The following is a 17,721-nucleotide window of genomic DNA, read 5'->3' as shown; positions in this document are numbered from 1 at the left end:
AAGCAATTTCCGTCAATAATGACGGGGATATGCATGTATCTCATGCACTGGCTTTTAACACACTGTTGAGTTCTCAAGAAACGGACGCGTACATCCCCGCCAAGATCTTGGTTCAGACCCTAGCGCGGAGGCGCACATTTCATTTCCTTCAGCGTACCAGATCCGGACGATCCTTGTCAAACCACCCGATCCGGTATCTTCCGGACTCGCCTCTCTCCGAGGCAACCCTGCTAACTTACTCCAACTTTCGGCGCTTGTCCAACCGAGCGGCTGGAACCGCCCGAAAGCCGGGAGTTGATCAGCAGGGGTGGCAGGGCAACCGCCCTACGTTGAAAACTGTAGCAGCCCCGACGGCGTCGAAGGTCCATCTTAGGTAACGAATGGACCTTCCCCGCGTTCGTATGGTTCAAACCCCGAGCCCGGCGAGCTGTGCCTCGAGCCGCGCGATGTCCGCCGCGGCCTGCTCGGCACGGCTCCTGACCTTGGCGACCACGTCTTCCGGCGCCTTGACCATGAACTGCTCGTTGCCCAGCTTGGCGGCCACCTGCGCGGCCTCCTTGCGGGCGACCGCCAGGTCCTTCTCCAGGCGCTTGCGCTCGGCCACGACGTCGATGGCGCCCGCGGTGTCGATCTCCACGGTCACCCCGCCCACCGTGAAGCTCGCCGTGGCGCTGAACGACTCCGCCGGCTCGGTGAGGCGCAGCAGCGACCGGATCGCACTCTCCTGGCAGGCCAGCGGAGTGCCGGTCAACCCGAGCCGGGCGGCGACCTTCTGGCCCGGCTTGAGCCCCTGGTCCGAGCGGAACCTGCGGACCTCCGTCACCAGCTCCTGCAGCGCCTCGATCTCCGCTTCAGCCGCGGCGTCGGTGCGGCGGGCGTCGACCTCCGGCCACGGGGCCGTCACGATCGACTCGCCGCCCGTCACGGCCCGCCAGAGCTCCTCGGTCACGAACGGCACGAGCGGGTGCATCAGCCGCAGCAGCGCGTCGAGCACATGGCCGAGCACCAGCCGGGTGTGTTCGAGCCCCTCGCCGAGCTGGATCTTGGCCAGCTCCAGGTACCAGTCACAGACCTCGTCCCACGCGAAGTGGTAGAGCAGGTCGGACGCCTTGGCGAACTCGTAGTCCTCGAAGGCCGCGTCGGCGGCCGCCACCACGGACTGCAGGCGCGACAGGATCCACCGGTCGGCCGGGGTCAGCTCGGCCCCTTCCAGCGATCCCACGGCCGCGCCGTTCATCAGGGCGAACCTGGTGGCGTTCCAGATCTTGTTGCAGAAGTTACGGGACCCGGCCGCCCACTCCTCGCTCACCGCGACGTCGGCGCCGGGGTTGGCACCGCGCAGCAGGGTGAAGCGGGTGGCGTCGGCGCCGAAGCGTTCGATCCAGTCGAGCGGATCAACCACGTTGCCGAACGACTTGGACATCTTCTTGCCGTACTGGTCGCGGACCATGCCGTGCAGCGCGACCACGCGGAACGGCGGCTCGCCGTCCATGGCGTAGAGCCCGAACATCATCATCCTGGCCACCCAGAAGAACAGGATGTCGTATCCGGTGATCAGAACGGAGGTCGGGTAGAAGCGCTGCAGCTCAGGCGTCGTGTCCGGCCAGCCGAGCGTCGAGAACGGCCACAGCGCCGAGGAGAACCACGTGTCGAGGACGTCGGAGTCCTGCGTGTAGCCGGCGGGCGGCTCCTCGTCGGGGCCCACGCACACGACCTCGCCGTCCGGCCCGTACCAGACCGGAATGCGGTGCCCCCACCAGAGCTGCCGGGAGATGCACCAGTCGTGCATGTCGTCGACCCAGTCGAAGTAGCGCTTGGCCAGCTCCGGCGGGTGGATGCGGGTGCGGCCGTCGCGGACGGCGTCGCCCGCCTCCTTGGCCAGCGGCCCGACGTTGACGAACCACTGCAGCGACAGCCTGGGCTCGACCACGGTCTTGCACCGCGAGCAGTGGCCGACCGAGTGGAGGTAGGGGCGCTTCTCGGCGACGATGCGCCCCTCGGCGCGCAGCGCGGCGACGACGGCGGGCCTGGCCTCGAAGCGGTCGAGCCCCTGGAAGGGGCCGTGCGCGGTGATGATGCCGCGCTCGTCCATGACGGTGATCGACGGCAGGGAATGACGCCGTCCGATCTCGAAGTCGTTGGGGTCGTGGGCGGGGGTCACCTTGACCGCGCCGGTGCCGAAGGCCGGATCGACGTGCTCGTCGGCGACGACGGGGATCATGCGCCCGGTGAGCGGCAGCTCCACCATCGTGCCGACCAGGTGCGCGTACCGCTCGTCAGAGGGGTGGACGGCCACGGCCGTGTCGCCGAGCATCGTCTCGGCGCGCGTGGTGGCCACCACGATCTCGTCGGAGTAGCGGATCGAGACCAGCTCGCCCTCGTCCTCGCTGTGCTCCACCTCGATGTCGGACAGCGCGGTCAGGCAGCGCGGGCACCAGTTGATGATCCGCTCGGCGCGGTAGATCAGCCCGTCGTCGAACAGCTTCTTGAAGATCGTCTGCACGGCCCGCGAGAGCCCGGTATCCATCGTGAACCGCTCGCGCGTCCAGTCGACGCCGTCGCCGAGCTTGCGCATCTGGCCGAGGATCCGGCCGCCGGACTCCTCCTTCCACTCCCAGACCCGCTCGACGAACGCCTCGCGCCCGAGGTCGTGGCGCGACTTGCCCTCCTTGGCCAGCTCGCGCTCGACGACATTTTGGGTGGCGATGCCGGCGTGGTCCATGCCCGGCAGCCAGAGGGTCTCGCGTCCCTGCATGCGGGCGCGCCGCGTCAGCGCGTCCTGGATGGAGTGGTCGAGCGCATGGCCGATGTGCAGGACGCCCGTCACGTTGGGCGGGGGCAGGACGATGCTGTACGGCACGCGCGAGCTGCCCGGGTCGGCGGTGAAGTACCCCTGGGATACCCAGCGCTCATAGCTCCGGGTCTCGACGTCGGCCGGGGTGTACTGGGTGGGCAGCTCTGGCGTTGTCACGGTGACCAATTCTAGGGAGGTGGGAAAGCAAAACGCCCCAGGGATCGACTCCGCCGGGGCGCTTGCCGTGGTTTATGGGATCAGGCCGACTTTTCCCGCGGCGTGCGCTGCTGCTTGGCGGCAAGCTGGTCGCGGGGTACGAGCGTCGGGATCGCGTGTTCGAGCACGGACTCGCGGGTGATGACGACGCGGGCCACGTCTTGGCGCGACGGCACCTCGTACATCACCGACTGGAGCACTTCCTCCAGGATCGCGCGCAGCCCGCGGGCGCCGGTGCCGCGCAGGATGGCCTGGTCGGCGATGGCCTCGAGGGCGCCGTCGGTGAACTCCAGCTCCACCCCGTCGAGCTCGAGCAGCTTGCGGTACTGCTTGACCAGCGCGTTGCGCGGCTCGGTGAGGATCTGGATGAGCGCCTCGCGGTCGAGGTTGTGCACCGAGGTGATGACCGGCAGACGCCCGACGAACTCGGGGATCATGCCGAACTTCAGCAGGTCCTCGGGCATCACGTCGGCGAAGATGTCGGCCGTGTCGACCTCTTCCTTCGACCGGATGATGGCGTTGAAGCCGATGCCCTTCTTGCCGATGCGCGACTCGATGATCTTTTCCAGACCGGCGAACGCGCCGCCACAGATGAACAGCACGTTGGTGGTGTCGATCTGGATGAACTCCTGGTGCGGGTGCTTGCGGCCGCCCTGCGGGGGCACGCTCGCCGTGGTGCCCTCCAGGATCTTCAGCAGCGCCTGCTGCACGCCCTCACCGGAGACGTCGCGCGTGATCGACGGGTTTTCGCTCTTACGAGCGATCTTGTCGACCTCGTCGATATAGATGATGCCGGTCTCGGCCTTCTTGACGTCGTAGTCGGCGGCCTGGATGAGCTTGAGGAGGATGTTCTCCACATCCTCGCCGACGTATCCCGCCTCGGTCAGCGCGGTGGCGTCGGCGATGGCGAACGGCACGTTGAGCATCTTCGCCAGGGTCTGCGCCAGCAGCGTCTTGCCCGAACCGGTCGGGCCGAGCAGCAGGATGTTGCTCTTGGCCAGCTCGAGGCCGTCGTCTCTGCCCCGGTCGCCCGACTGCACCCGCTTGTAGTGGTTGTAGACCGCCACCGAGAGAGCCTTCTTCGCCTTGTCCTGACCGATGACATAGGCGTCGAGAAACTCGTAGATCTCCCTCGGCTTGGGCAGGTTGTCCCACTTGAGCTCGGAGGACTCCGAGAGCTCCTCCTCGATGATCTCGTTGCAGAGATCGATGCACTCATCGCAGATGTAGACGCCTGGACCGGCAATGAGCTTCTTGACTTGCTTCTGGCTCTTTCCACAGAAAGAGCACTTCAGCAGGTCTCCCCCGTCGCCGATGCGTGCCACCCCAGATACTCCTTTGCGTGGGACCGCCCTGCTCCTGCGAGAGCAGTGTCTCCGGACATCCTCCGGACTAGGCCGAACCGCTCAGGTTTCGACGTTACCGTCTTCTGGGCCCTCAGTGAGCCCCCTAGCGGCGAGTCGCACCGGAACGTGCCCTATTGGGCAGCGCTCCGGTGCGTCACGTCTCGTCTAGGAAGCCACGGCCTGAGCGCGCTTCTTCCTGGACGGGATGATGTCATCGATCAGACCATACGCCTTTGCCTCGTCCGCGTTGAGAATTTTGTCGCGTTCGATGTCCTTGCGGACTTGGGCGGCGGTCTTCCCGGAGTGCCTTGCCACGATGTCCTCGAGGAGGTTTCGCATGCGAAGGATCTCGCGGGCCTGGATCTCGATGTCGCTGCCCTGGCCGCCACCCTCGGTGGACGGCTGGTGGATCAGCACCCGGGCGTTGGGCAGCGCGAAACGCTTGCCCGGGGTGCCGCCGGCCAGCAGCACGGCCGCGGCCGAGGCTGCCTGGCCCAGGCAGACGGTCTGGATCTCCGGCCGGACGAACTGCATCGTGTCGTAGATCGCCGTCATGGCGGTGAAGGAGCCACCCGGCGAGTTGATGTAGATGCTGATGTCACGGTCGGGGTCGAGCGATTCCAGCGTCAGCAGCTGGGCCATCACGTCGTTGGCCGACGCGTCGTCGATCTGCACTCCGAGGAAGATGATGCGGTCCTCGAAGAGCTTGTTGTACGGGTTCATCTCCTTCACGCCATATGACGTGCGCTCGACGAAGGAGGGGAGAACGTAGCGGCTCTGGATGTTCACTTCTCTACTCCCCCTTAGGAGACCGGGCCCTGCGAGGGCACCTGCCGCGCGCTGCGGACCACGTGGTCGATGAAGCCGTAGTCCTTGGCTTCCTCGGCCGTGAACCAGCGGTCGCGGTCGGAATCGGCCTCGATCTGCTCCAGCGGCTGGCCCGTGTGGTGGGCGATCCGCTCGGCCAGTGTCTTCTTCACATAGAGCATCTGCTCGGCCTGGATGGCGATGTCGGCCGCGGTGCCGCCGATGCCTCCAGACGGCTGGTGCATCATGACCCGGGCGTGGGGCAGGCCATATCGCTTGCCCTTGGTGCCCGCGGTGAGCAAGAACTGCCCCATCGAGGCGGCCATGCCCATCACAACCGTGGAAACGTCGTTCGGTACGTATTCCATCATGTCGTAGATGGCCATGCCAGCGCTCACCGAGCCACCCGGCGAGTTGATGTAGAGCGTGATGTCACGGTCGGGGTCGTCGGCCGCGAGCAGCAGGAGTTCGGCGCAGATGCGGTTGGCGATCTCGTCGTTGACTTCCTGCCCGAGCACGATGATGCGCTCCCGGAGCAGGCGCTGGTAAAGCTGGTCCTCAAGCCGGAAGGACGAGCCGTTCTCACGGCCTCGCGACTCAGGCTGATAGAAGGTCGGCGGGCTGGTCACAGCGTCACCTTCCGATGCGTCGTAATCGATTGGCTTTGCTTGTGACCTTAACGCGCGCCGCGCACAGCTCATGCCCGGTCCCCCGTACTGTTCGCTGACGGCGCAGGTTCATCGTGCCCTCCTGCGTAGTGGTTCCCTCAGGTGGCGCGCACGGCCTGCTGAACGCGGGCCCGGCACCCTGAGGCCCGTCGAAGCCCTTCGGGTGCCCACGAGCCCTCTCAGGGCCTCACAGCCCGCACGCCCTCCTCAGGAGCGCCCCGGAAAGGTCGAAGCCCCCGAACCGGACGGTTCGGGGGCTTCGGAAAAGAGCGAGAGGGCGGTCAGGCCTCGGACTTCTCCTCGGCGGGCTCGTCCTCGGCGGCGGCCTCTTCCTCGACCTCCTGGCCGTTGATCTCGGCGTAGATCGCCTTGAGGTCCACCTCGTTGCCGTCGGCGTCGACGACCTTGGCGGCGTCGCCGAGCACCGACTTGGCCTTGTCGCGCACGATCTCGACCATGGCCAGCGTGAGCTGGTCGTTGTCGGCGAGGTGCTTGGCCAGCTCGTTGGGCTGCACGCCCATCTCCATGGCGCGGCGCACGACGAAGTTGGTCAGCTCCTGCTCGGAGACACCCAGCTCCTCGGCCTTGACGATCTTGTCGAGCACGAAGCCGACCTTGATCGCGCGGGCGGAGTTGGTCTCGAACTCGGCGAAGCGCTCCTCCTCCGTCGTCTGGTAAAGACGGAAGAAGGCGTCGCGGCTCAGGCCGCTCTCGGCCACCTGGTGGTCGAGGTTGTGCTTGCGGGCGTCGACCTCGGCCTTGAGGGCGCTGTCCGGCAGCGGGATGTCGATCTGCTCCAGCAGCGTGTCGAGGGCCTTCTCGCGGGCCTGCACGACCTGGTCGATCAGCTTGTTGCGGCGGGCCTGCTCGCGGATGCTGGCCTTGAGCTCGTCGAGCGTGTCGAACTCGCTGGCGAGCTGGGCGAACTCGTCGTCGAGCTCGGGCAGGACCTTCTCCTTGACCGACTTGACGTTGATGATCACGTCGGCTTCCTCGCCGGCGTTCTCGCCGCCGACCAGCTCGGTCTTGAAGCTCTTCTCCTCGCCCGCGGACATGCCCTCGAGCGCGGCGTCGAGGCCCTGGAGCACGGAGCCGGCGCCGACCTCGTAGGAGACCTCGCTGGCCTGCTGCTCCTCGATGTTGTTGCCGTCGATCTCGGCACGCAGGTCCATGACGACGAAGTCGCCGTTGGCGGCCGCGCGCTCGACGCCGGTCAGCGTCGCGAAACGCTGGCGCAGGGCGTTGAGCTGGGCGTCGACGTCCTCGTCGGAGACCTCGGCGGAGTCGACCGTGACCTCGAGGCTCTGGTAGTCGGGAACCTCGAAGTTGGGCCGGATGTCGACCTCGGCGGTGAACTCGATCTGCTCACCGTCTTCGATCTTCGTGACCTCGATGTCGGGCTGCGCGACCGGGAACACGTCGACCTCGTCGACGGCCTTGCCGTACAGCTTGGGCACCGCGTCGTTGAGGGTCTCCTCCAGCACTACCGCCCGGCCGAAGCGCTGCTCGATGATGCGGGCCGGAACCTTGCCAGGCCGGAACCCGGGGACGCGCACCTGCTGCGCGACCTTCTTGTACGCCGCATCCATGCTCGGGCGCAGCTCGTCGAACGGCACCTCGACAGTGAGCTTGACCCGGGTCGGGCTGAGCTCCTCGACAGCGGTCTTCACGGAATGGTCTCCTTGATCAAGCTACGAGTGATCGCGGGCGCGTCCATCGGTTACGGCACACGCGCCGCGCCCACATGTGCGGCGTTGGGCATGCTCCGCCACGGCGGGATCCAACGCCGATGGCCAGTCTAGGGCAGATGCGTACCCAACAACGACGTCCGCGCCGTCACAAGTCGCCCGCGATCATCCGTAACCGTCCGTCAGAACTCGTCCGCGATCGTCCGCAACAGCTCGACCGTCTCGTCCGGGGTGGTGCTCACGGCGCAGAGCCGCTCCATCACCTCGGTGTATCGGTCCACGTCTTCACGCTTGTCGAGGTAGAGCGCGCTGGCCAACTGCTCGACGTACACGACGTCGGGCAGGTCGGTGTCGGGGAAGCGCAGGACGCTGAACGCCCCGCCTTCCGCGCTGTGCCCGCCGAAGCTGAACGGCATGATCTGAATCGTGATTTTGGGCTGGCGCATCAGGTCGATGAGGTGCTCGATCTGGGCCCGCATCACCTCGACGCCACCTATGGGTCGTCGAAGGGCGGCCTCGTCGATCACGGCCCAGAACACTGGCCCGTCCGGCCTGTCGAACATCCGCTGGCGCTCCAGCCGGAGATCCACTCTTCTGGAGATCTCCTCGGCCCCGATTCCCGCCGATCCGGCGGTCACGACGGCCCTTGCGTACTCCTTGGTCTGCAGCAGTCCTGGCACGAACTGGACTTCGTAGGTCCTGATCCTGGCGGCGGCCTCTTCAAGGCCGACGTACGCCTGGAACCACGTGGGCAGGACATCGTTGAACCGGTGCCACCAACCAGGCTCGTTGGCGGTGGCCACCAGGTCGAGTACGGCGGAGCGGGCCTGCTTGTCGACGACCCCGTAAAGGGTCAGCAGGTCCGCCACGTCCCGTTCTTTGAACCCCACTCGGCCCAGCTCCATGCGGCTGATCTTGGATTCGGAGCCACGGATGAGGTGGCCCGCCTCCTCACGAGTGACGTTCTTCGCTTCCCTGAGCTTGCGCAGCTGGGAGCCCAGGAGGATGCGCAGCGCCGTCGGTCCGGAACCCGGCTGGTTCTGCGTCACTTTGCCTCCTATCAAGGTCCGCACACACAGTGACACCACATTGCCGGGTATGACAAGGTCTCAACCTCGTGTCCGATTAGCAGAGTTATGCCCCAAAACGCCGCTTGCTACTGCACAATGCAGGTGCACGTGCATTTGGGTCTTGCAGCTGCAGCGATCGTGACCCATGATGGCTTAGTGCATATTGGGCCAAACATGCACTAAGTCGGGCTGAACGGGGAGGTATCGGCAGCATGGTGGAGGATCCTCTGGCCACTGCCGATGCGTTGCAAATCACCCGCGAAGTGGGCTTCGACCACCTGCTCATGGGTGGCAAGCCGTACACGACCTCGTGCCCGTTGCCCTTTCAGGCCGACTCCGTGAAGACGGCCAGGGACGTGACCCGCTCGACCCTGAAGGGCTGGGGCCTGCACGAACTCAGCGACGACGCCGCGCTGGTGGTGTCGGAGCTGGTGACGAACGCGGTGCGGTACGCGATGTACGCGGCGGGGCGGCGGGAGATCGAGCTCTTGCTGATGCGCGTACAGCCGCACGTGCTGCTGGCGGTGGCCGACCCGAGCGACGAGGTGCCGCGACCCAAGGAGCCGGACTTCATCTCCGAGAACGGGCGCGGCCTGTACATCGTCGAGACCTACAGCCAGTGCTGGGGCTGGGACCCGCTGGCGCGCGGCGGCAAGGCCGTGTGGGCGTTGTTCCGCACCGAGCCCTGATCCAGTCCCGTCATTCGCCGGTCACCCCGTCGATGCGCTCGCGCAGCAGGTCCGCGTGGCCGTTGTGACGGGCGTACTCCTCGATCATGTGGATGAGGATCCAGCGGTGGGTGCACTCCTGCCCGTTGCGGTCGCCGACGGCGTCCAGCGGCTTGACGTCCGAGATGGCGCGGGCGCGCTCGATCTCCTCCTCCCACGTGGCGAAGGCCTCCTTGACCGAGGCGGTGTCCACCTCCTTGAAGTCGGCGTCGTTGTCGCGGTCCTTGTCCCACAGCTTGGGGAGGTCCTCGCCGTTCAGCACGCGGCGGAACCACGAGCGTTCGACATGGGCCATGTGCCGGACCAGGCCGAGCAGGGACAGGGTCGAGGGTGAGGCGGAGCGCAGGCGCAGCTGATCGTCCGACAGGCCCGCACATTTGACGGCGAGGGTGCCGCGGTGCCATTCGAGCCAGTTGTTCAGCGTGGTCCGCTCGTCGCCGGCGAGAGGGGGCGGGATCCGGGTGTCAGTCATGATGTCCGACCTTATCCAGCCTCAGTACATCGAGATGTGGACGTGGTCGTAGTGGTTCTCGGTGATGCTGCCGCGGTCCGACATGGCCCGCCAGCCCGAGCCCATGTTGATGCGCTGCTTCCAGATCACGTACTTGACGCCGAGCTTGCCCTTGTTCTTGAGCGCCCAGTCCGCGATGCGGTCGCCCAGGGCGTTGTTGATGGCCGCGGGCATCGTGCCGCCGGTGCTCATCATGAAGTCGCAGGCCCGCCCCAGCGGGTGCTCGCCGCTGGAACCCGATCGGAAGCAGCCCACCGTGTACGGCAGCTTGAAGTTCTTCTCCAGCTCCGCCTTCATCAGCCGCGTACGGGCCGTGATGTTGTCGGAGCCGGCGGGCAGCTCGGGCGCCCAGCTGCCGTCGGACTTGCGTCCGGGACCGAACGGCACGAGGTCCTGGAGCTTCTTCTTGATGTCGTCGATGACGTCCTCGGCCTCGGCGCGCTGTGCGGACACCTCCTTGGCGTCCACGCCGATCTGGGTGGCCAGCGCGGCGGCCTCGTCGGAGGCCTTCTTCTTGTCGTCGCGGGCCTGGGCCACGCCCTGGACCAGCGCCTGCTGCTCGGCCGTCAGCTGCTCGAGCAGGGCGGCGCCGCCGCCGTTCTGGACCATCAGGACGGAGGGCAGCGACGGGTCGTGGTTCTGGTAGCGCATCCTGGCGAGGTCGCCGACCCGCTGCTCGGCGGCGGCCAGCGTCTTCTCCGCGGCCGCCAGTCGCTCCTTGGCCGCCTTGGCCGCCGCCTGCGCCTTGGCCAGCTCGACGCGCTTGAGGCTGTACTTCTCGATCAGCTTGTCGATCTTGCCGTTCAGCTGCTTGAGCTGGGCGCGGAGCTCGGCCTCCGACGGCTTGGGGGCCGCCGCGGCCGCGGTCGCCGGCAGGAGGGCGACGGCGGCGGCCGTGACGAGGCCGATGGCGAAAGTCGCGGGGGACGGAGCCGCCACGTGGATGTTCCTCTCCCTCTGCCGGCCGGGTTAGCTGACGGGTTCGGGCTGGGAGCTGCGTGCCCTACCACCGAAGTGGATTCACCCCAGGTGCGGGTGGGTCCCCGGCTCCAGGGCGACTCGCCCGGGATTAGGCGTGTGCCGGACGTTACGGCCGACACAAAAGGGATATTAGTGGTAGATCACGAGTAATGCGACCCCCATTAGAAATCTAATAGTGATCTACTTGTGATCGAAGCATCCGGGCGGCCTCCTCCGGCAGCACGTCGTTCACGAAGGCACCCATCGCCGACTCCGACCCGGCCAGGTATTTGAGCTTGCCCGGCGCCCGTCTGATGCTGAACAGCTCCAGGTGCAGATAGCCGAGCTCGCGGTCCTGCCGCACGGGCGCCTGGTGCCAGGCCGAGATGTACGGCATCACCACGCCGAACAGGTCGTCGAAGGCCCGCAGCACCGAGGTGTAGAGGGGCGCGAACGCCGACCGCTCCTCCTCCGTCAGCGCGGCCAGATCGGGCACCTGCCGGTGCGGGTAGATGTGCACCTCGTACGGCCACCGCGCGGCGGCGGGCACGAACGCCGTCCACAGCTCGTTGGAGGCCACCACGCGCGTCCCCGCGGCCCGCTCGGCGGCCAGCACGTCGGCGAACAGGTTGCCCTTCGAGTAGCGCCTGGCGGCGGCGAGCTGGAGCTTGGTCCTGGGCGTGACGTACGGGTAGGCGTAGATCTGGCCGTGCGGGTGGGCGAGCGTGATGCCGATCTCCTCGCCCCGGTTCTCGAAGCAGAACACCTGCTCCACGCCCTCGATTCCGGACAGCTCGGCCGTCCGGTCGGCCCACGCCTCCATGACCAGCTCCACCTGGTCGTCGGAGAGCCTGGAAAAGGACGACGAATGCTCAGAGGTGAAACAGACCACCTCGCACCGCCCCACTCCCGGCCGGACCTCACTCAGGCCCCCCGCATCCGCATAAGTCCCGAAATTGCCGGAGAAGGAGGGGAATCGATTCTCGAACACCACCACGTCGTACTCGTACGCCGGCACCTCCGTCGAGCGCGTGTCCGACGACGGGCACAGCGGGCACTCGTTCGCCGAGCCGGTCGGCTGGAACGTCCGCGTCTGCCGGTGCCCCGCCACCGCGATCCACTCCTCGGTCAGCGGGTCGTAGCGCAGCTCGGAGGCCACCGGCCGGGGGTCGAGCACCCGCCGGTCGATCGCGCTCCGGTCGGCGTCGTCCCGCCGATCGAAATAGATCAGCTCACGGCCGTCGGCCAGGTGGGTGATGGTGCGCTTCACAAGCCCTCCGCGATGATCAGTTCTCCGGCCCGTTCGGCCAGCTCCATGCGTGCGTCCTCAGGCAGCCCCGCGTCGCTGATGACCACGTCGGCCTCGGTCAGCTCGGCGATGGTGCTGATGCCGACCGTGTTCCACTTCGTGTGGTCGGCGGGGATGACCAGCCGGGTGGCGGCCGCCACCAGCTCCCTGTCGGTCTCCGACTCCAGCAGGTTGGGGGTGGTGAACCCGGCCCGCACGCTCATCCCGTGCACGCCGAGGAACAGCGTGTCCACGTGCAGGCGGCGGATCGCGGCCACGGCCACCGGGCCCACCAGCGCGTCGGACGGCGTGCGCACGCCGCCGGTCAGCACGACCGTGCGGTCGGGACGCGGGTTGCGGTGGAAGACCTCGGCGACGGGGATCGAATTGGTGATCACGGTCAGCTCCGGGACGGCGATCAGGTGGCGGGCCAGCGCCCACGTGGTGGTGCCCGCCGAGAGCGCCACGGCCGTGCCCGGCCGGACGAGGCCGGCCGCGCGGCGCGCGATGGCCTCCTTCTCCTGCTGCTGGCGGGCCGACTTCGCGGTGAAGCCCGGCTCCTCGGTGGAGCCTGGGCCGAGGGCGGTGGCGCCGCCGTGCACCTTCTCCAGCAACCCGCGTTCGGCCAGCACCTCGAGGTCCCGGCGGATGGTCATGTCGGACACACCGAGCTCGCGGACGAGGTCCGCGACCCGGACGCCGCCGTTGCTGCGCACGCGTTCGAGGATCGTCTGCTGACGCTGCTGTGCGAGCACGCCCGCTCCTTCCAACAGATTCCACCAAATTATGACACGGAATTGTTGGGGAATGTTAGTTCGCGTGCTGCGCTTGCGCTGGTCAGCACGGGCGGGGAGGCTCGGGGCGTACCCGATCACCGGAGGCGAGCTTATGGCCAGGCGCGCACGCAAGGGCAAGGCACGCAAGAAGAAGAAGGCGAACCACGGCAAGCGCCCCACGGCGCGTTGACCGGGTGGCCGCCTCTCGCGGCGGCCACCCCGCTTTCATCCCGGCAGCTCGGTCAGAGCCTGCTCGATGCGGTCCTGCGGCAGCGTGTAGTCCTCCAGGTGCCCGGCCAGGTAGCGGTCGTACGCGCCCAGGTCGAAGTGGCCGTGGCCGCAGAGCGCGGTCAGGATCACCTTCTCCTCGCCGCTTTCCTTGCACCGCAGGGCCTCGGCGATCGTCTCCGCGAGCGCGTGCGTGGGCTCCGGGGCGGGCACGATGCCCTCGGTCCTGGCGAAGCGGACACCGGCCTCGAAACACTCGCTCTGGGCGCGGGTGACCGCCTCGAACAGGCCCAGCTCGTACATGTGCGACACCAGCGGCGACATGCCGTGGTAGCGCAGGCCGCCCGCGTGGATCGGGTCGGGGACGAACCCGTGCCCCAGCGTGTGCATCTTCAGCAGCGGCGTGAGGCCCGCGGTGTCGCCGAAGTCGTAGGCGTACACGCCGCGTGTGAACGATGGGCAGGCGGCCGGCTCGACCGCCCTGAACACCGTCCGGATCCGCCCTGCCAGCTTCTCGCGCAGGAACGGGAAGGTGAGGCCGGCGAAGTTCGAGCCGCCGCCGGTGCAGCCGATGACCAGGTCCGGCATCTCGGGCAGCTGTTCCAGCGCCTCCTCACCGATCACGGTCTGGTGCAGGAGCACGTGGTTGAGGACGGAGCCGAGCGCGTACCGGGCGTCGGGCGTGGCGGCGGCCACCTCGACGGCCTCGCTGATCGCGATGCCCAGGCTGCCGGGCGAGTCCGGGTCGTCCGCCAGCACCTTGCTGCCCGAGCCGGTGATGGATGAGGGGCTGGCGTGGACGGTGGCGCCGTACACCTGCATGAGAGAGCGGCGGTACGGCTTCTGGTCGTACGAGGCGCGCACCATCCAGATCCGGCACTCGATGTCGAACTGGGAGCAGGCGAACGCCAGGGCCGACCCCCACTGCCCGGCGCCGGTCTCCGTGGTGAGCAGCCGCACCCCTTCGCGGGCGTTGTAGTACGCCTGGGGCACGGCCGTGTTCGCCTTGTGCGACCCGGCGGGCGAGACGCCCTCGTACTTGTAGTAGATCCTGGCCGGCGTGCCGAGGGCCTTCTCGAGCCGGCGCGCCCGGATCAGCGGCGTCGGCCGCCAGAGCCGGTAGACGTCGAGCACCTCTTGCGGGATCGGGACGAACCGCTCACCGCTCACCTCCTGGCCGATCAGCTCCATCGGGAAGAGCGGAGCCAGGTCGTCGGGCCCCACGGGCTCGCGCGTCGCCGGGTGCAGCGGCGGCGGTGGCGGGGCGGGCAGGTCGGGAACGATGTTGTACCAGTGACTGGGGATCATCGCCCCAGTCTGCGCCGCTCACGGGCCGCGTTCCAGCATCACGCGTCGCGGGTCACGACGGCGAGTCTGCTGGGGTGATCGGCCCTGACCACGACGTCGGCCGTCTGCTGGGGGCGCGCATCACGCTCGTACCGCTCGTACGCCGGCAGCCGCCACCGCTCGTCCTCGGGGGTCCCGCGCTCCAGCGCCCCCGCCGACAGCCACACGTGCACGCTCGCCTCGAACGCCAGCCCCCGTCCCAGCAGCAGCGTCCCGTCCACGATCAGCACACCGCCCGGGGGCAGCTCCTCGTACGGCGCCCGGTACGCCCGGTCGACGCGGCTGTCCCAGAGCCGCGGCAGCACCCGCCCGGAGCCGCCCTCGTCCAAGGGCTCCAGCACTTCCCTCCGCAGCGCCTTGACGTCGAGCCAGTCCTCGTAGAAGGCGTCCGGATCGGTCCTGCCATGCTCCAGCCGCAGCGACGCGGGCCGCAGGAAGTCGTCCGCCGACACGCGCAGCACGGGCCGCCCGCGCAGCCGGAGCGGGGCGACGAGCTCGTCCGCCAGCGTCCCGGGACGCGCCGCCGGAGCCCCGTCCACGGCCACCCGCACCCACCCCGGCCGCCCGGCGACCAGTTCGGCCAGCTCCTCGACGAGGCCCTCACGGGAGATCGCTCGCGCGCGCATGCCTTACGACCGCGGGCCCGCCACGAACCGGTCCATCTCCACGGTCACGCCCCTGAGAATCTCGACCGAGCGGACCGGGTCCGTGATCGGCAATCGAGACGGATCGCCTTCGTACCGGATCGGGATTCCGAAGATCGTCTCAGCAGCCACTTGCGGAGTATAGGCACAACCCCGGCGGCCAGGTCATCCTCGGCACGAGGCCCCGGGACTGTTCAGGCGGGAGAGACCAGGCAGAATTCGTTGCCTTCCGGGTCGGCCATCACCTGGAAGGAGCCCTGGTCGTCGGTCACCGTCTCGCCGATCCGCGTGGCGCCCAGTTGCAGCGTGCGGGCGATGGCCGATGCGATGACGTCGACCTCGATGTCCAGATGCAGCCGGTTCTTGATGGCCTTGTCCTCGGCGACCGGCTGGAATGCCAGCCGTACGCTCCCGGGCGGTTCGACATGCGACCAGCCCCGGGCGCGATCCACCGGGTCCCCGCCGAGCAGAGCGGCCCAGAAGCGAACCAGCCTCTGCGGATCCCGGCAATCCACCACGATCTGCCTCACACGCATGATTGCCACAGTACTGATCAGAATTCCCGTCACCAGGGCCGAGATCACGAAAGGCCAGGCCCCCACCCGGGGTGACCTGGCCTTTCGCCGTCTGGAGCGGACGACGGGAATCGAACCCGCGTAGCTAGTTTGGAAGACTAGGGCTCTACCATTGAGCTACGTCCGCGCGAACCGGTCGAACTCTGGTCTAGACTTCATCCGGTCGTTAGGGCGTAAGCGTACCGGAGTCCCGGAGCGCATGCGCACTCGGCGAGGCGGGGCGTGGCGCAGCTTGGCAGCGCGCTTGCTTTGGGAGCAAGAAGTCGCAGGTTCAAATCCTGTCGCCCCGACCAGCTCAGAAGGCCACTTCCATCACGGAGGTGGCCTTCCGCATGACCAGGCCCAGGAGAAATCAACGCCATTCGGACCCGCCGGTCAGGGCATGCGGGCGATCAGCGACTTCGGGGCGATCTGGCGGTAGGCGTCGGCGACGATCTCCGCGACCTCCGTCCAGTCCACCTCCACGTCCAGATAGACCCCCAGCCACCCCCGATGCCCCACGTACGGCGGGCGGAAGAAGCGCTCCGGGTCCTCCGCCAGCAACTCCCCCTGGGCCCCGGGAGGCGCGGCGCACCAGAAGGCGAGCCGGTCGTCGTGATGGTGGTCGGCGAACATCACGAACGTCTTCTTCCCACGGACGAACCAGGTCGGCTCCCCGTGGCTGAGCCGTTCGGTGACCTCCGGCAGCGCGAGGCAGAGGGCGCGCAGCCGCTCCAGGGCGTCCACGGCGGCGGCGTCAGCCCGTCAGCGTGAGCGGGTTGACCAGGTCGGCGTAGACCAGCAGGCCGGCCATGATCATCATGACGAGCGCGATCGCGTACGTCAGCGGCAGCACCTTGGCGATGTCCACGTAGGCGGGCTCCGGCCGCCGCATGATCTTGGCGTACGCCCGCTTGAGGCCCTCCCACAGCCCGCCGGCGATGTGGCCGCCGTCGAGCGGCAGCAGCGGGATGAGGTTGAACATGCCGATCGCCAGGTTGAACCCGGCCAGCAGGTTGACGAAGATGGCGATCTTCTTCTCGTTGGACAGGTCGGAGGCGAGGATCTCGCCGCCCATGCGGCCCGCGCCGACCACGCCCACCGGGCCCTCGGGGTCGCGTGCCTCGCCGGAGAAGGCCGCCTGCCAGACGCCGACCATCTTCTGCGGCAGGTTGACGATCGAGCCCGCCACCCGGCCCATCAGCTCGCCCATGTAGCCGAGGACCTGGCCGACGCTCTGCTGCTGCATGACCTCGGTGGGCAGGACGCCCAGGAAGCCGACGTTCTTGTCGATCTTCTTCGGGTCCTGCAGGTTGGGCCGGTCCTGGGCGATGAGCGTGACGTTGAGGGTCATGGGCTTGCCGTCGCGGACGATGCCGAGCGCGACCGGGCCGGCGCCGTGGGAGCGGATCAGGCGGGTCGCGTCCTCCCAGGAGCCGATCTTCTGGCCGTCGAAGGAGACCATGCGGTCGCCGGCCTTCATGCCCGCCTGAGCGGCCGGGGTGGGCTTGTCGGTGGACTTGCAGGTGTTGCGGTGCTCCGAGATCGGAATCACGCACGTGTCGGTCTCGGGCGACACGATCGGCGCCCAGGTGGGCAGGCCGATGCCGACCAGCAGGATGCTGAAGAAGACGAACGCGAGCACGAAGTTCATCGCCGGGCCGCCGGACATGATGATGACCTTCTGCCACCACTTCTTCCGGTAGAAGACCCGGTCCTCGTCGCCGGGGCGCACCTCCTCCTGCGCGGCTTCGCGCGCGGAGTCGATGAGGCCCTGGAACGGCCCCGTCGAGGTGCTCCTGAGCTTGGCCGGGTCGTCACCCGGGCGCGGCGGCAGCATGCCGATCATGCGGATGTAGCCGCCGAACGGGATCCACTTGACGCCGTACTCGGTCTCGCCCTTCCGCCGCGACCAGGCCGTCGAGCCGAAGCCGACCATGTACTGGGTCACCTTGACGCCGAAGATCTTGGCCGGCACGAGATGTCCGATCTCGTGCAACGCGATGGAGAACATCAGCCCGAGGAGAAAGAGGATGATCCCCACGATGTAGAGCCAGTTCATCTATGCGCGCTCCGTAGCCGACGACAGGGGTGGA

At 67.8% G+C, this 17,721-nt stretch carries 18 protein-coding genes, 2 tRNA genes and 1 riboswitch; of the genes, 3 read left to right on the top strand and 17 right to left on the bottom strand.

Annotated elements, in window-relative coordinates:
* Positions 1–406: 406 nt before the first annotated feature.
* The 6 genes from ACIBI9_RS48545 to ACIBI9_RS48520 all read right to left on the bottom strand — a co-directional run bounded on the left by ACIBI9_RS48545 (position 407) and on the right by ACIBI9_RS48520 (position 8,568).
* On the bottom strand, positions 407–2,980 hold the full coding sequence (locus ACIBI9_RS48545) for a valine--tRNA ligase (RefSeq protein ID WP_397233467.1): 2,574 nt from the start codon (positions 2,978–2,980) through the stop codon (positions 407–409).
* A 71-nt stretch (positions 2,981–3,051) separates the two neighbouring features.
* Positions 3,052–4,335, bottom strand: coding sequence for an ATP-dependent Clp protease ATP-binding subunit ClpX (clpX, locus tag ACIBI9_RS48540; protein ID WP_138691280.1), 1,284 nt, complete (start codon positions 4,333–4,335; stop codon positions 3,052–3,054).
* 186 nt (positions 4,336–4,521) lie between these two features.
* A complete protein-coding gene (locus tag ACIBI9_RS48535; RefSeq protein ID WP_192786903.1) occupies positions 4,522–5,145 on the bottom strand; it encodes an ATP-dependent Clp protease proteolytic subunit in 624 nt (207 codons plus the stop codon).
* A gap of 14 nt (positions 5,146–5,159) precedes the next feature.
* Positions 5,160–5,792, bottom strand: a complete 633-nt coding sequence (locus ACIBI9_RS48530) for a ClpP family protease (RefSeq protein ID WP_185078200.1) — start codon at positions 5,790–5,792, stop codon at positions 5,160–5,162.
* Between the two features lie 320 nt (positions 5,793–6,112).
* Positions 6,113–7,501 carry a trigger factor gene (gene tig, locus ACIBI9_RS48525; protein WP_397233464.1) on the bottom strand — a complete coding sequence of 463 codons (1,389 nt, stop codon included), beginning with the start codon at positions 7,499–7,501 and terminating at the stop codon, positions 6,113–6,115.
* A 200-nt stretch (positions 7,502–7,701) separates the two neighbouring features.
* Entirely contained in the window at positions 7,702–8,568 is an 867-nt protein-coding gene (locus tag ACIBI9_RS48520) for a helix-turn-helix transcriptional regulator (protein ID WP_185067264.1), read from the bottom strand.
* 233 nt (positions 8,569–8,801) lie between these two features.
* Here ACIBI9_RS48520 and ACIBI9_RS48515 point away from each other — a divergent pair, with 233 nt between their 5' ends.
* Complete coding sequence (locus ACIBI9_RS48515) at positions 8,802–9,278, top strand: ATP-binding protein (protein ID WP_192786906.1); 477 nt, start codon at positions 8,802–8,804, stop codon at positions 9,276–9,278.
* A gap of 10 nt (positions 9,279–9,288) precedes the next feature.
* On the opposite strand, the gene ACIBI9_RS48510 is transcribed toward ACIBI9_RS48515, so the two are convergent.
* The 4 genes from ACIBI9_RS48510 to ACIBI9_RS48495 all read right to left on the bottom strand — a co-directional run bounded on the left by ACIBI9_RS48510 (position 9,289) and on the right by ACIBI9_RS48495 (position 12,831).
* Entirely contained in the window at positions 9,289–9,789 is a 501-nt protein-coding gene (locus ACIBI9_RS48510) for a DinB family protein (protein ID WP_397233461.1), read from the bottom strand.
* Between the two features lie 21 nt (positions 9,790–9,810).
* Positions 9,811–10,767, bottom strand: a complete 957-nt coding sequence (locus ACIBI9_RS48505) for a hypothetical protein (RefSeq protein WP_397233460.1) — start codon at positions 10,765–10,767, stop codon at positions 9,811–9,813.
* A 5-nt stretch (positions 10,768–10,772) separates the two neighbouring features.
* A riboswitch (cyclic di-AMP (ydaO/yuaA leader) is annotated at positions 10,773–10,914 on the bottom strand.
* Between the two features lie 64 nt (positions 10,915–10,978).
* The gene (gene galT, locus ACIBI9_RS48500; RefSeq protein WP_397233458.1) at positions 10,979–12,058 is read right to left on the bottom strand and encodes a galactose-1-phosphate uridylyltransferase; all 1,080 of its coding nucleotides are present in this window, start codon (positions 12,056–12,058) and stop codon (positions 10,979–10,981) included.
* Positions 12,055–12,831 (bottom strand): DeoR/GlpR family DNA-binding transcription regulator, encoded by a 777-nt coding sequence (locus ACIBI9_RS48495; RefSeq protein WP_397233456.1) that lies wholly within the window; start codon positions 12,829–12,831, stop codon positions 12,055–12,057. The genes galT and ACIBI9_RS48495 overlap by 4 nt, the downstream gene beginning before the upstream one ends.
* A 133-nt stretch (positions 12,832–12,964) precedes the next feature.
* Here ACIBI9_RS48495 and ACIBI9_RS48490 point away from each other — a divergent pair, with 133 nt between their 5' ends.
* On the top strand, positions 12,965–13,042 hold the full coding sequence (locus ACIBI9_RS48490; protein WP_371252575.1) for a 50S ribosomal protein bL37: 78 nt from the start codon (positions 12,965–12,967) through the stop codon (positions 13,040–13,042).
* A gap of 35 nt (positions 13,043–13,077) precedes the next feature.
* On the opposite strand, the gene ACIBI9_RS48485 is transcribed toward ACIBI9_RS48490, so the two are convergent.
* From ACIBI9_RS48485 to ACIBI9_RS48465, 5 genes are all read right to left on the bottom strand, one after another.
* Positions 13,078–14,388 (bottom strand): TrpB-like pyridoxal phosphate-dependent enzyme, encoded by a 1,311-nt coding sequence (locus ACIBI9_RS48485; RefSeq protein WP_397233454.1) that lies wholly within the window; start codon positions 14,386–14,388, stop codon positions 13,078–13,080.
* A 38-nt stretch (positions 14,389–14,426) separates the two neighbouring features.
* Positions 14,427–15,053 carry a uridine kinase gene (locus ACIBI9_RS48480; protein ID WP_397233452.1) on the bottom strand — a complete coding sequence of 209 codons (627 nt, stop codon included), beginning with the start codon at positions 15,051–15,053 and terminating at the stop codon, positions 14,427–14,429.
* 3 nt (positions 15,054–15,056) lie between these two features.
* Positions 15,057–15,203: a hypothetical protein gene (locus tag ACIBI9_RS48475; protein WP_397233450.1), complete on the bottom strand. Its 147-nt coding sequence runs from the start codon at positions 15,201–15,203 to the stop codon at positions 15,057–15,059.
* Positions 15,204–15,265: 62 nt separating this feature from the next.
* Positions 15,266–15,655: a VOC family protein gene (locus ACIBI9_RS48470; protein WP_397233448.1), complete on the bottom strand. Its 390-nt coding sequence runs from the start codon at positions 15,653–15,655 to the stop codon at positions 15,266–15,268.
* 44 nt (positions 15,656–15,699) lie between these two features.
* A tRNA-Gly gene (locus ACIBI9_RS48465) sits at positions 15,700–15,773 on the bottom strand.
* An 89-nt stretch (positions 15,774–15,862) separates the two neighbouring features.
* On the opposite strand from ACIBI9_RS48465, the gene ACIBI9_RS48460 reads away from it, so the two are divergent.
* A tRNA-Pro gene (locus ACIBI9_RS48460) sits at positions 15,863–15,939 on the top strand.
* Positions 15,940–16,021: 82 nt separating this feature from the next.
* Here the strand turns inward: ACIBI9_RS48460 and ACIBI9_RS48455 are convergent.
* Together ACIBI9_RS48455 and ACIBI9_RS48450 are read right to left on the bottom strand one after the other, a co-directional pair.
* The gene (locus ACIBI9_RS48455; RefSeq protein WP_397233446.1) at positions 16,022–16,372 is read right to left on the bottom strand and encodes an MmcQ/YjbR family DNA-binding protein; all 351 of its coding nucleotides are present in this window, start codon (positions 16,370–16,372) and stop codon (positions 16,022–16,024) included.
* A gap of 10 nt (positions 16,373–16,382) precedes the next feature.
* A complete protein-coding gene (locus tag ACIBI9_RS48450; protein ID WP_397233444.1) occupies positions 16,383–17,687 on the bottom strand; it encodes a M50 family metallopeptidase in 1,305 nt (434 codons plus the stop codon).
* Between the last annotated feature and the right edge of the window lie 34 nt (positions 17,688–17,721).

This window comes from Nonomuraea sp. NPDC050451, assembly GCF_044458585.1.
The sequence above is the reverse complement of the archived record's forward strand: the minus strand, read 5'-3'. Positions and strand labels throughout refer to the sequence as shown.